Below are 12471 nucleotides of genomic sequence, written 5' to 3'. Positions count from 1 at the left end.
GACAGAAAAAGTAAGGCATCATGGCGCTGCGCGATACTCATGTGACCCTGGCCCATGGCGGCGGCGGCAAGGCGATGCGCGACCTGGTGGAGGAGGTCTTCGCCCGCGTCTTCGAGCCGCCGGGTATGGAGGATCAGGCGCGCCTGATGGATGCCGCCTTGGCCGAGCCCGGCGCGCGGCTCGCCTTCACCACCGACAGTTTCGTGGTCACCCCTCTGGAGTTTCCCGGCGGAGACATCGGCAAGCTCGCGGTCTGCGGCACGCTGAACGACCTCGCCGTGGGGGGCGCGCGGCCGCTCTGGCTCTCCGCCGCCTTCATCATCGAGGAGGGCTGCGAGATCGCGCTGCTCGCCCGCGTGGCCGGGACCATGGCGCGCGAGGCAGCGGCGGCGGGCGCGCGGATCGTCACCGGGGATACCAAGGTCGTCGGCCGCGGCGCGGCGGACGGGCTTTTCGTCACCACCGCCGGCATCGGGGTGATCCCGCCGGGCCGCGACCTCGGCGCGGCGCGGATCCGGCCGGGCGACGTGGCGATCGTCAGCGGCAGGCTGGGCGACCACGGCGCCGCGATCCTCGCCGCGCGCGGGGACCTGGCGCTCTCGACCGATCTCATCTCCGACTGCCGGTCCCTCGCCGGGCTGATGGAGGCGGTGATCCGCGCCGCCCCCGGCACAAGCGCCGCGCGCGACGCCACGCGGGGCGGCCTCGCCGCCGCCCTGAACGAGATGGCGGAGGCGGCCGGCGTCGGGGTGGAGATCGAAGAGAACGCCCTGCCGATGGCCGAGGAGGTACGCGGCCTCTGCGAGATACTCGGCCTCGACCCGCTCTACCTCGCCAACGAGGGCACGCTGGTGGCCTTCGTGCCGGAAGATCAGGCCGAAGCCGCGCTCGCCGCCATGCGCGGCACCGAGGCCGGGCGCGGCGCGGTCATCATCGGCCGGGCGGTGTCGGCCCATCCCGGCCGCGTCACCATGACCACGCTTTTCGGCGGCAGCCGCATCGTCGACATGCTCGTGGGCGAGCAGCTGCCGCGGATCTGCTAGGCCTCAGCCCGCGACCTCCGAAAGCTTCACCACCCGCCCCTCGGCCACGGAGCGCACCGCCGCCTCGGCCAGTGCCAGCGCCGCCAGCCCGTCCTCGCCAGAGGGCGCGGCCTTGCCCTTGCCGGAGACGGCCGCGACGAAGGCCGCGATCTCGGCCGCATAGGCCTCGGTGTAGCGCGTCATGAAGAAATCGTGCAGCGGCGGGCGGGTGTAGCCCAGCGAAGAGGCGATCTCGATCGAGACGGGCCGCTGGTTCTCCGCCGCCACCAGCCCGTTCGATCCATGCACCTCGATCCGCTGATCGTAGCCATAGGTCGCCCGGCGCGAGTTGGAGATCATCGCCTGCTTGCCGCTGGCGGTCTTCAGCATCACCTGGACCGAGTCGTAATCCCCTGCCTTGCCGATCGCGGGATCCACCAGCACCGAGGCCATGGCGGAAACTTCCGCCACCTCCTCGCCCAGCAGGAACCGCGCCATGTCGAAGTCATGGATCGTCATGTCGCGGAAGATGCCGCCGGATCGGGCGATATAGTCCAGCGGCGGCGCCCCGGGGTCGCGCGAGATGATGGTGACCATCTCGACCGTGCCGATCGCGCCCTTGTCGATCTCGGCGCGGACGGCCGCGAAATGCGGGTCGAACCGGCGGTTGAAGCCGACCATCAGCGTGGCCTTCGTGTCCCGCACCACCTTCAGGCAGGCCTTGACGCGGTCGAGCGAGAGGTCGATCGGCTTCTCGCAGAAGATCGCCTTGCCGGCCCGCGCGAAACGCTCGATCAGCTCGGCATGGGTGTCGGTCGGCGTGCAGATCACCACCGCGTCGATGTCGGAGGCCGCCTCGATCTCCTCGATCGTGCGAATGGCGCAGCCGTATTGCTCGGCGATGGCACCCGACGCCGCCGGCATCGCATCCGCCACCGCGACAAGGCTGGCCGCCGGATCGCCCGTGATCGCCTTTGCATGGACCTTGCCGATCCGCCCCGCCCCAAGAAGTCCGAACCTGACTGTCATGTCTTCCTCGATGATCTGCCGGGCCCGGCCCGACTCGCTGCGGAATTAATATTCCAATATATGCCGCACTCAATTGGAAAATTCCACCGCCCGAACGCACGTCAGGCCCGATCGCGCAGCTCGCCCCGGGCGCGCTCGCGCTCCGCATCGCGGCCGGCGGCGGCCTCGGCGGCATGGAAGGGGGCGGCGGGCTCCGCCCCCGGCGCCTCGATCCCCACCGCGCGCCATTCCTCCAGACGCGCCTGCCGCTCCGCCGCCATGATCGCCGGCAGATCGTCCAGCCGCGCCTCCGCGCCGCGCAGATGCTGCAGCAGGCGGTGCGAATGCAGGATCGTCGGCCGCGCGTCCAGCGGCTCCCAGGCGTCCATCATCGTCACCCGGCGCAGGTTGAACTCCGGCGGCAGCACGTAGAAGCGGATATCGCTCTGCCAGAGCAGGTCGCGGAAGCTCACCTGGTCCCGCCCCACGCCCGCCGCGCGGTACCGCCGCTGCCAGTCGGCGAGGAAGGCCGCCACCGCGGGCGAGCTGCGGTAGAGCATCACCCCGCAGTTCATCTGCGGAAAGGCATAGGGCGGATCGACCGCATGCCCCTCCCGGATCAGCGCCGAGGTCCGGCGCACGTCATGCGCTACCGCCAGCTCGAACCGGTCCAGCACGTCGAAGAGATCGTCGAAGGGTGCCAGCACCAGCGTGTCGCAGTCGAGGTACAGCGTGCGCTCGAACGGGCTTTCGGGCAGGCTGGCGAGCTTCGGTGTCGGTCCGCCCTCCGGGATCGGCAGGACCGCGTCGAAAAGCCCCGGCGCCACCGCCGCCTGGTCGGTGAAAAGCGCAACACCCACCCCCGGGGCCCGCGCCCTCAGCGACATCGCCGACCGGATGGCGAGGTCGAGGTAATCCGCCCCGCGCGCCACATAGATCACCCCGTCCCGCATAAGCGCCCCCCGCGCGTTCCGGCCCGCTCGCAAGGCCCCCACCGCATTCTAGGCCCGCCCTTCGATCCGTCCAGCGCCGCCGTGCGCGCCCGATTGCGTCCGCCCGCCCCGCGTGGCAGGGAGGAACCGCCAGCCGGAGTCCCGCCCCATGCGCATCCACCTCATCCTCACCGCGGCGATCATCGCCGAGGTCATCGCCACCACCGCGCTGGCGCGCAGCGCGGCGCTGACCCGCCTTGCCCCGAGCCTGCTGGCCGGCGTCGGCTACATCATCGCCTTCTGGCTGCTCTCGATCGCGCTGAAAGCGATCCCGACGGGCATCGTCTACGCCGTCTGGTCGGGGCTCGGCATCGTCTTCATCACCGCGGTCGCCTGGATCTTCTACCGCCAGCGGCTCGACGCCCCGGCGCTGATCGGCCTAGGGCTGATCGTGGCCGGCGTGCTGGTGATCAACCTCTTCTCCGGCACCGTCAGCCACTGACGTTTCGGCCCCGGCCGTAACATCCGGCGCCCGCCGCCTGCTATCCCGGCCCCGCACCCCAACGGAGGCCACCATGCTCACCTGCATCATCCGCTACCGGATAGACCCCTACAAACACGCCGAATTCGCCCGCTACGCCCGCATCTGGGGCGAGGCGATCCCGCGCTGCGGCGCCAGCCTCACCGGCTATTTCGCCCCGGCGGAGGGCTCCGCGACGCTGGCCTACGGCATCTACGACATCGAGAGCCTCGCGGCTTACGAGGCCTACCGCGCCCGTCTCGCCGCCGACCCGGCGGGGCAGGAGAACTACGCCTTTGCCGCCCGCGAGCGCTTCATCCTGCGCGAGGACCGCACCTTCCTGCGCCGCGTCGACCGCCCGGAAGGCTGATCCCCCTTCCCTTCCCCCGATTTCCCATCTTCAAATATCCCCGGGGGCGAATGCGTGCCCCCGGCGCGCAGAGGGAGCAGGCCGCCCCCATCCCTGTCCCGCCGTCCACACCAGCCCGAAAGGCCCATCCGCCATGATCGCCGTCATCTTCGAAGTCACCCCCGCCGAGGGCCGGATGGAGGCCTATCTCGACATCGCCGCCCGCCTGAAACCCGAGCTTGAAGAGATCGACGGCTTCCTCTCGGTCGAGCGCTTCCAGTCCCTCACCGATCCGAAGAAACTGCTGTCGCTCTCCTTCTGGCGCGACGAGGCCGCGGTGGCCGACTGGCGCGCCCGCACCCATCACCGCGCGGCGCAGGCGGCAGGCCGCTCCGGCACCTTCGCGGGCTACCGCCTTCGCGTCGCCCATGTCCTGCGCGACTACGGCCTGACCGACCGCGCCGAAGCCCCCGAGGACAGCCGCGCCGCCCACGGTTGACCGGGACGCGGCCCGCGTCTAGACCGGAAAGCGACCTCAGCGGGCCACGGCCCCGAAGTCGTCCCCTCCCCCCCGATCCCGGCAGCCCTTGCGCGGCGCCCGCCGTCCGGCTGCCCGCGCGCCAATCCAGGAGTCCGCCTCATGGCCAATGCCCAATGCAGCTGCGGCGCCCTAACGCTCTCGCTGGACGCCCCGCCAGAGTTCACCGTCGCCTGCCACTGCCGCGCCTGCCAGCGCCGCACCGGCGCGCCCTTCGGGGTCGGCGTCTTCTATCCCGCCGGGGCCGTGACCGTCTCAGGGGAAGCGGGGGAATACGTCCGCGCCGGCGACAGCGGCGGACGCGTGCACAACCGCTTCTGCCCGCACTGCGGCTCCACGGTCTGCTGGACGGCCGATGCGCTGCCCGGCCTCGTCGGCGTTGCCGCGGGGGCCCTCATGGCGGCCGACTATCCCCCGCCGGCCCTCTCGATCTTCGAGCACTCGATGCATGGCTGGGTCGCGGTCGACTGTGCACTGAGACATTTCCCAGGTGGCAGCCGCCCCGCCCCCGGCTGACTTGACCCCGCCCCGGCTTGGGCCTATACGCCCAGCAATCCACCGGAAGCAGTCCGTCTTCCGGTCCCTTGGGCTTGTCCCGGGATCGCCATCCGCCAGCGCGTCGCGCCCGCGGGTGACGTTGGCGTTTGGAGCGTTCCGTCTTACATGGCGGGGCAGGCAGCAACAGGTCGAAGGAGGCCAATATGTTCGAGACCCTCTCCGCCCGCCTCGGTGGCGTCTTCGACCGCTTGACCAAGCAGGGCGCGCTCAGCGACGCCGACGTGGCCACCGCCCTGCGCGAGGTCCGCACCGCGCTTCTGGAAGCCGACGTCTCCCTCCCCGTCGCCCGCGATTTCGTCAAGCGCGTGCAGGACCAGGCCACAGGCCAGGCCGTCACGAAATCCGTCACCCCAGGCCAGCAGGTCGTCAAGATCGTCCATGACGCGCTGGTCGACGTGCTGACCGGCGACGCCGACCCCGGCGCGCTGAAGATCGACAACCCGCCCGCGCCGATCCTGATGGTCGGCCTGCAGGGCTCGGGCAAGACGACGACGACCGCCAAGCTCGCCAAGCGGCTGAGCGAGAAGAACGGCAAGCGCGTCCTGATGGCCTCGCTCGACACCAACCGTCCGGCGGCGATGGAGCAGCTGCAGATCCTCGGCGCCCAGATCGGCGTCGACACGCTGCCGATCGTGAAGGGCGAAAGCGCCGTCCAGATCGCCAAGCGCGCCAAGACCCAGGCGAGCCTCGGCGGCTACGACGTCTACATGCTCGACACCGCCGGGCGTCTGCATATCGACGAAGTCCTGATGGACGAGGTGCAGGCCGTCCGCGACGCCGTGAACCCGCGCGAGACGCTCCTCGTGGTCGACGGGCTGACCGGCCAGGACGCGGTGAACGTCGCGACCGAGTTCGACGGCAAGGTGGGGGTCACCGGCGTCGTGCTGACCCGGATGGACGGCGACGGCCGCGGCGGCGCCGCGCTTTCCATGCGCGCGGTCACCGGCAAGCCGATCCGCTTCGTCGGCGCCGGCGAGAAGATGGACGCGCTCGAAACCTTCGAGCCGGACCGCGTCGCCGGCCGCATCCTCGGCATGGGCGACATCGTGGCGCTGGTCGAGAAGGCGCAGGAGACGCTGGAAGCGGAACAGATGGAACGCGCGATGAAGCGCTTCCAGAAGGGCCTCTTCAATATGAACGACCTGAAGGGCCAGCTCGACCAGATGATGAAGATGGGCGGCATGCAGTCGGTCATGGGGATGCTGCCCGGCATGGGCAAGATCTCCAAGCAGGCCGATGCCGCAGGGCTGAACGACGCGATGCTGCGCCGCCAGATCGCGCTGATCAACTCGATGACCAAGAAGGAGCGCGCCCACCCCGAGCTGCTGCAGGCCTCCCGCAAGCGCCGCATCGCGGCGGGGGCGGGGCTCGAGGTCTCAGAGCTGAACAAGCTCCTGAAGATGCACCGCCAGATGGCCGACACGATGAAGAAGCTCGGCAAGGGCGGGATGCTGAAGCAGGCGATGAAGGGGATGTTCGGCAAGGGCGGCGCCGGCGCCGGCATGCCCGACATGGCCAACATGGACCCCGAGCAGCTGAAGGCCGCGGCCGATCTCGCAAAGGGCAAGATGCCCAAGGGCCTGCCGCCCGGCATGGGCGGAATGGGTGGCATGGGCGGGGGGCTTCCCGGCCTCGGCGGCGGCATGAAGCTGCCCTCCGGCCTCTCTGGTTTCGGAAAGAAGAAATGAACGCGCGCACCCCGGGCAACGCCCTCATCCACGCCCCCGTCCTGACCACCGAGCGGCTGATCCTGCGCGCGCCCGAAACGCAGGACTTCGACAGCGCCGCCGCCTTCTGGGCGACGGAGCGCTCGCGCCACATGGGCGGCCCGCTCGCCCGCGCCGCCGCCTGGCGCGCCTTCGCGGCCGAGCTTGGCCACTGGCTGCTGAAGGGCTACGGCCTGTTCCATATTCTGGAGCGCAGGACCGGCGCCCATGTCGGCCATGCCGGCTTCTGGAACCCCGAGGGCTGGCCGGAGGTCGAGCTTGGCTGGGCCGTCTACGAAGGCTTCGAGGGACGCGGCTTCGCGTCCGAGGCCGCGCTGCGGCTGCGCGCCTATGCCTATGACACGCTCGGCTGGGGGCCGCTGACCTCCGTCATCGCGCCCGACAACGCCCGCTCCATCGCGCTGGCCGAACGCCTCGGCGCGACGCACGAACGCGACTGGATCTCGCCCGCCGGCAAGCCCGCGCTGATCTACCGCCACCCCGGCCCGGCCGTGGCTGCCGCATGACGATCGCGCCCACCCTCTCCACCGAGCGGCTGACGCTGCGGATGCCGAGGCTCGAGGATTTCGAGCCCCGCGCCGCATTCTTCGCCACGCCCCGCTCGGTCCACGAGGGCGGGCCGCTCGACCGCCGCGCCGCCTGGCGCCTCTTCGCCTCCGAAGTCGGGCAATGGCCGCTGATGGGCTACGGCCCCTTCGCGGTCGAGGACCGCGCCACCGGCGCCTATCTCGGCGAGGTCGGCATCTACCACGCCGCCGATTACCCTGAGGCCGAACTCGGCTGGTTCGTCACCCCCGAGGCAGAGGGCAAGGGCGTGGCCCACGAGGCCGCCCGCGCCGTCATGGGCTGGGTCGTAACCGACCTCGGCTGGACCCGGCTGGTGAATTACATCGCGCCGGAAAACGAACGCTCCATCGCGCTCGGCCTGCGCCTCGGCGGCCGGATCGACCCGAACCTGCCGGGCACCGACCCGGGCGATGTCGTCATCGTCCACGACCTCGGGAGGGCGGCATGACACCGGCCCTCGCCAATATTCCCGTGCTGGAAACCGAGCGGCTCGTGCTGCGCGCGCCGGAGGCCGGCGACCTCGACGCCGTCGCGGCGTTCTACGCCAGCCCGCGCTCCGCCTTCGCGGGCGGCCCGCTCGATCCGGCCCATGCCTGGCGCCAGCTCGCCATCGAGATCGGCCATTGGCCGATGCGCGGCTACGGCCGCTGGACGGTGGTCCGCCGCGATACCGGGGCCAGGGCCGGGCTCGTCGGCATCATCCATCCGCCCGCATGGCCCGAACCGGAACTGGGCTGGGATCTCTTCGACGGGCACGAGGGCCAGGGCCTTGCGTCCGAAGCCGCCCGCGCCGTGCGCGACCATTGCTACCGGACCCTTGGCTGGACCACGCTGATCAGCCTTATCGCCCCGGACAACACCCGCTCGGCCGCCCTCGCCCGCCGGCTCGGCGCCCGGATCGACGGGCGGTTCGACCATATCCGCCACGGCAGCCTCGACATCTGGCGTCACCCCGCGCCGGAGGAGATCGCCGCATGACCCCGATCCCGACGCTGACCACGGACAGGCTGATCCTTCGCGCGCCCGAGGCGCGCGACTTCCCGCCCTTCGCCGCCTTCTACGCCGGCCCCCGCTCGCATTTCGTTGGCGGCCCGCTGACGCGGGAACTCGCCTGGCGGATGCTGGCGATGGAGATCGGGCAATGGCAGCTCAACGGCTTCGGCCGCTGGATCGTGGCGCGCCGCGACAGCGATGAACCCGTCGGCCTCGTCGGCCCCTACATGCCCGACGGCTGGCCGGAGGGCGAACTCGGCTGGGATCTCTTCGACGGCCACGAGGGCCAGGGCTACGCCACCGAGGCGGCGCTCGCCGCCCGCGCCTTCGCCTACGGCCCGCTCGGCTGGACCACCGCGATCAGCCTGGTGAAGCCCGCCAACACCGGCTCCATGGCCGTCTGCCGCCGCCTCGGCGCCCGGCACGAGGGCGAGTTTACCCACGAACGCCACGGCACCATGCAGGTCTGGCGCCACCCGGGACCGTCGGAGCTTGCGGCATGACGATCCTTAAGATTCATACCGCCCGCCCCGTGCGGGTGATGCCGGTGCCAAAGCGGTGCCAAAGCGGTGCGAATACGGTGCGTTTGCGGTATCCACCGCACGCCGCCTTAACACATTCGGGAGGACGCCATGACGGCAGAGCTGACAGAGGACGCCCGCCGCGCCCAGGTGCTGCTGAAAGAGCATCGCGAGTCGATCGACCGGCTCGACGCGATCCTCGTCTACACCCTGGCCGAGCGCTTCAAGCACACCCAGTCGGTGGGCCGCCTGAAGGCGGAACACGACCTGCCGCCCTCCGATCCGGCGCGCGAAAGCCGCCAGATCGAGCGGCTGGAGGCGCTGAGCAGGGAAAGCGGCCTCGACCCCGAATTCGCCAAAAAATTCCTGGCGTTCATCATCTCCGAAGTGATCCGACACCACGAGAAACTGCAGAAATAGGCGGCCATCCCCAAGCCTGAACGCCGCCCCAACCCAAACCCAAGGAGACCAGAAACATGTCCATGAAAATCCGCCTCGCCCGCGGTGGCTCGAAGAAGCGCCCGCACTACGCCATCGTCGCCACCGACTCGCGCATGCCGCGCGACGGCCGCTTCCTTGAGAAGCTCGGCACCTACAACCCGATGCTGCCGAAGGGCGACGAGAACCGCGTGAAGATGAACATGGAGCGCGTGCAGTACTGGCTCGGCCAGGGCGCCCAGCCGACCGACCGCGTCGCCCGCTTCCTCGAAGCCTCGGGCGACCGCCCGAAGGCCGAGCGCGCCAACCTGAAGGCCGGCGCCCCGGGCAAGAAGGCGCAGGAGCGCGCCGCGGAGAAGGCCAAGAAGGCCGAAGCCGCCGCCGCCCCGGCCGAGGCCGCCGCGGAGGAATAATCCTTCCACCACAGGGGTTTGCCTGGGCGCTATCCGGCGCCCGGGCTGTCCCGGAGGGATCATGACAGAGCCGGAACGCATCATGGTCGGTGCCATCGCCGGGGCCTTCGGGGTCCAGGGCGAGGTGCGGCTGAAAAGTTTCTGCGCCGACCCGGAGGCGATCGCCTCCTACGGCCCCCTCTTCACCGAGGACGGGTCGCGGAGTTTTGACGTCACGCTGACGCGGCAGATCCCCCAGGGCTTCGCGGCCCGGCTGTCGGGGGTGCGCGGCCGCGAGGCGGCGGAGGCGCTGAAGGGCACCGCCCTCTACGCCGGCCGCGATGCCCTGCCCGCGCTCGGCGACGACGAATTCTACCATGCCGACCTGATCGGCCTGACGGTCTACGACACCGGCGGCGCGCCCGTCGGCAAGGTCACGGCCGTCCACAACCACGGCGCCGGAGACCTCCTCGAGGTGACCCGGCCGGGCCCGAAAGGTGCCGCACTTCTGCCCTTTACGCGTGCGATCGTCCCGACCGTGGATCTGGCCTCTGGCCGGATCGTCGCGGATATACCGGAGGGACTGATCGAATGATGATCGGGTTGATAAAGCACCGCATTTCCATGGCCTGCACCGGACTGCTCTATATCGGCGCCATGCTGGCCGGCCTTGCCGGCTTCGGCTGGGGGCTGATCCTCGCCTTTACGGTGATCTTCTTCATCGGCCTCGCGGCCCAGTCGCCCGACATCTGGCCCGAACGCGCCGCCGACTGGCTGCGCGGCGAGACGCTCTCGCGCAATGGCCTCCGGATCCTGATCCAGCTCCTGCTGGTGACATTCTGCTTCTCCGTCGGCCGTGGCATCGGCGGGATCGCCGGAACCGTCGCGCCGTTGCCGCTGGGCGTGCCCCTCGGCCTTGCGCTCCTGGCGCTGCCGATCACCCGCCTGCTGCGCGGCGATGCCGGCAGCCCCGGCGCACCGGCCCCCGACACCGGAGCAAAGGAAGCGTGACGGAACGGAAGCCGGATCTCCCCGCCAAATCCCATGGCCGCCTGTCGATTTCGGCTTCCGCCAAACCCCGCGACCTGATGGGCGAAAGGCCCCGGCTCAAAGGGGCCTGGACCGCGCGCATCATCACTCTCTTCCCCGAGGCCTTCCCCGGCACCCTCGGTCTGTCGCTGACCGGCAAGGCGCTCGAGCTCGGCCTCTGGGCGCTCGAGACGATCGACCTGCGCCCCTTCGGCGAGGGCCGCCACAAGAACGTCGACGACAATCCCGCCGGCGGCGGCGCCGGCATGGTGCTGCGGGCCGACATCGTCGGCAAGGCGCTGACCGAGGCCGCCCAGGGCACGCCGAAGGACCGCGCCCGCTGGCCCGTCGTCTACCTCTCGCCCCGCGGCAAGCCCTTCGACCAGGCCATGGCCCGGCGCTTCTCCGGGGCCGAGGGGATCACCCTGCTCTGCGGCCGGTTCGAGGGCGTCGACCAGCGCGCGCTCGACGCCTTCGAGGTCGAGGAGGTCAGCCTCGGCGATTTCGTCCTCACCGGCGGCGAGATCGCCGCGCAGGCCTTGATCGATGCCACCGTCCGGCTTATACCGCGCGTGCTCGGGAATCAGGCGTCGGCCGAGGAGGAATCCTTCTCGGACGGCCTTCTTGAATTTCCGCAGTACACAAGACCCTCGGTCTGGGACGGCCGCGCGATACCGGAAGTGCTTCAATCCGGCCATCACGCGAAGATCGCCACCTGGCGCCGGGGGATGGCCGAAAGGCTGACAAGGGAACGCAGGCCTGATCTCTGGCGGGCTTACTGTGCAGCGCACGGTAGGGACCCGGACGAAGACCGAGAGCTCTGAGGCGGCATCACACCGGGGCTGAAACCCCGCCCGTTAGAGGATTTGCGATGGATATTATCGCGCAACTCGAGGCCGAGCAGATTGCTTCGCTCGCCAAGACCATCCCCGATTTCAAGGCCGGCGACACCGTGCGCGTCGGCTACAAGGTGACGGAAGGCACCCGTTCGCGGGTGCAGGCCTATGAAGGCGTCTGCATCTCCCGCAAGGGCGGCTCGACCCTCGCGGCCTCCTTCACCGTCCGCAAGATTTCCTTCGGCGAAGGCGTGGAACGGGTGTTCCCGCTCTACTCGACCAACATCGACTCGATCGAGGTTGTCCGCCGTGGCCGTGTCCGCCGTGCGAAGCTCTACTACCTGCGCGAGCGTCGCGGCAAGTCGGCCCGGATCGCCGAGAAGACGAACTACAAGCCCAAGAACGGCGCTGAGGCCTGAGGAGCTGGACGATGAAAAAAGACATCCATCCCAATTATCACACGATCGAAGTGAAGCTGACCGACGGCACCGTCTTCCAGACCCGCTCCACCTGGGGCAAGGAAGGCGAGCAGATGGCGCTCGAGATCGACCCCTCCGTCCACCCGGCCTGGACCGGCGGCAACGCCAAGCTGATGGACACCGGCGGGCGCGTGTCGAAGTTCAAGAACAAGTACGCCGGCCTCGGCTTCTGAGCCCGAGCGACAGCGAACTGGCAAAGGGCGCGCCACCGTCGCGCCCTTTTGCGTTGGCTCGGAGGGCGGGACGCCCGGCTGGGGCCGATTTCCGGGGAATATCGCCCCGCACGGCAGTCACCCGATGACTGTACCGCCCCCGTCCGATGCCGGGCGCCGCCGAAACGCGTCGTGACCCCTGCGGCAGAAGGGACCCATCACCCCGCTCCAGCCCGCGCAGGGCCACCCGGCGGCCGGGTTCCATCGCCCGGCTACGGCTTCGCTCCTGACCCACCCGTGCCCTTCCTGCGACGCCCCGGGATTTTGCTCCGGCCTCTTGCACGGTCGGCTTCCAAAGGGTAGCCCCACCACATATGGTCGAACGGCGCCTGGGACGGCGCGCCTCTTGT

General features: G+C 70.1%; 19 protein-coding genes. 17 read left to right on the top strand and 2 right to left on the bottom strand.

Translation table 11 applies throughout. The features are described 5' to 3' along the window. The first annotated feature begins 20 nt into the window (after positions 1-20). Positions 21-1043, top strand: a complete 1023-nt coding sequence (gene hypE, locus EIP85_RS19095; protein WP_127903813.1) for a hydrogenase expression/formation protein HypE — start codon at positions 21-23, stop codon at positions 1041-1043. A 3-nt stretch (positions 1044-1046) separates the two neighbouring features. Here the strand turns inward: hypE and iolG are convergent, their stop codons facing one another. Continuing rightward, the gene (gene iolG, locus EIP85_RS19090; RefSeq protein ID WP_127903812.1) at positions 1047-2051 is read right to left on the bottom strand and encodes an inositol 2-dehydrogenase; all 1005 of its coding nucleotides are present in this window, start codon (positions 2049-2051) and stop codon (positions 1047-1049) included. A gap of 101 nt (positions 2052-2152) precedes the next feature. After that, positions 2153-2983: a putative nucleotide-diphospho-sugar transferase gene (locus EIP85_RS19085; RefSeq protein ID WP_127903811.1), complete on the bottom strand. Its 831-nt coding sequence runs from the start codon at positions 2981-2983 to the stop codon at positions 2153-2155. Positions 2984-3131: 148 nt separating this feature from the next. Between EIP85_RS19085 and EIP85_RS19080 the strand changes: the two genes are divergently transcribed. From EIP85_RS19080 to rpmE, 16 genes are all read left to right on the top strand, one after another. After that, positions 3132-3464, top strand: a complete 333-nt coding sequence (locus EIP85_RS19080) for an SMR family transporter (RefSeq protein WP_127903810.1) — start codon at positions 3132-3134, stop codon at positions 3462-3464. A gap of 73 nt (positions 3465-3537) precedes the next feature. Continuing rightward, complete coding sequence (locus EIP85_RS19075) at positions 3538-3852, top strand: NIPSNAP family protein (protein ID WP_127903809.1); 315 nt, start codon at positions 3538-3540, stop codon at positions 3850-3852. A gap of 133 nt (positions 3853-3985) precedes the next feature. Beyond that, positions 3986-4330, top strand: coding sequence for an antibiotic biosynthesis monooxygenase family protein (locus EIP85_RS19070; protein ID WP_127903808.1), 345 nt, complete (start codon positions 3986-3988; stop codon positions 4328-4330). A 141-nt stretch (positions 4331-4471) separates the two neighbouring features. Then, positions 4472-4885: a GFA family protein gene (locus EIP85_RS19065; RefSeq protein ID WP_127903807.1), complete on the top strand. Its 414-nt coding sequence runs from the start codon at positions 4472-4474 to the stop codon at positions 4883-4885. 185 nt (positions 4886-5070) lie between these two features. After that, positions 5071-6615: a signal recognition particle protein gene (ffh, locus tag EIP85_RS19060; RefSeq protein ID WP_127903806.1), complete on the top strand. Its 1545-nt coding sequence runs from the start codon at positions 5071-5073 to the stop codon at positions 6613-6615. Continuing rightward, positions 6612-7160 carry a GNAT family N-acetyltransferase gene (locus EIP85_RS19055; protein ID WP_127903805.1) on the top strand — a complete coding sequence of 183 codons (549 nt, stop codon included), beginning with the start codon at positions 6612-6614 and terminating at the stop codon, positions 7158-7160. Before ffh ends, EIP85_RS19055 begins: the two co-directional genes overlap by 4 nt. Beyond that, entirely contained in the window at positions 7157-7669 is a 513-nt protein-coding gene (locus EIP85_RS19050) for a GNAT family N-acetyltransferase (protein ID WP_127903804.1), read from the top strand. Before EIP85_RS19055 ends, EIP85_RS19050 begins: the two co-directional genes overlap by 4 nt. Further along, entirely contained in the window at positions 7666-8199 is a 534-nt protein-coding gene (locus EIP85_RS19045) for a GNAT family N-acetyltransferase (RefSeq protein ID WP_127903803.1), read from the top strand. Before EIP85_RS19050 ends, EIP85_RS19045 begins: the two co-directional genes overlap by 4 nt. Beyond that, positions 8196-8717, top strand: coding sequence for a GNAT family N-acetyltransferase (locus tag EIP85_RS19040; protein ID WP_127903802.1), 522 nt, complete (start codon positions 8196-8198; stop codon positions 8715-8717). Before EIP85_RS19045 ends, EIP85_RS19040 begins: the two co-directional genes overlap by 4 nt. Before the next feature lie 129 nt (positions 8718-8846). After that, positions 8847-9155, top strand: a complete 309-nt coding sequence (locus EIP85_RS19035) for a chorismate mutase (RefSeq protein WP_422067224.1) — start codon at positions 8847-8849, stop codon at positions 9153-9155. A gap of 56 nt (positions 9156-9211) precedes the next feature. Beyond that, positions 9212-9586 carry a 30S ribosomal protein S16 gene (gene rpsP, locus EIP85_RS19030; RefSeq protein ID WP_127903801.1) on the top strand — a complete coding sequence of 125 codons (375 nt, stop codon included), beginning with the start codon at positions 9212-9214 and terminating at the stop codon, positions 9584-9586. A gap of 61 nt (positions 9587-9647) precedes the next feature. Continuing rightward, positions 9648-10160 carry a ribosome maturation factor RimM gene (gene rimM / locus EIP85_RS19025; RefSeq protein ID WP_127903800.1) on the top strand — a complete coding sequence of 171 codons (513 nt, stop codon included), beginning with the start codon at positions 9648-9650 and terminating at the stop codon, positions 10158-10160. Then, entirely contained in the window at positions 10160-10576 is a 417-nt protein-coding gene (locus EIP85_RS19020) for a hypothetical protein (RefSeq protein ID WP_127903799.1), read from the top strand. The genes rimM and EIP85_RS19020 overlap by 1 nt, the downstream gene beginning before the upstream one ends. Positions 10577-10653: 77 nt before the next feature. After that, the gene (gene trmD / locus EIP85_RS19015) at positions 10654-11418 is read left to right on the top strand and encodes a tRNA (guanosine(37)-N1)-methyltransferase TrmD (protein WP_127903826.1); all 765 of its coding nucleotides are present in this window, start codon (positions 10654-10656) and stop codon (positions 11416-11418) included. 47 nt (positions 11419-11465) lie between these two features. After that, positions 11466-11849 (top strand): 50S ribosomal protein L19, encoded by a 384-nt coding sequence (gene rplS, locus EIP85_RS19010; RefSeq protein WP_127903798.1) that lies wholly within the window; start codon positions 11466-11468, stop codon positions 11847-11849. Positions 11850-11860: 11 nt separating this feature from the next. Next, positions 11861-12082: a 50S ribosomal protein L31 gene (rpmE, locus tag EIP85_RS19005; protein ID WP_127903797.1), complete on the top strand. Its 222-nt coding sequence runs from the start codon at positions 11861-11863 to the stop codon at positions 12080-12082. Positions 12083-12471 lie beyond the last annotated feature (389 nt).

This window comes from Solirhodobacter olei (genome assembly GCF_004010155.1).
Classification (GTDB): Bacteria; Pseudomonadota; Alphaproteobacteria; order Rhodobacterales; family Rhodobacteraceae; genus Solirhodobacter; species Solirhodobacter olei.
The sequence above is the reverse complement of the archived record's forward strand: the minus strand, read 5'-3'. Positions and strand labels throughout refer to the sequence as shown.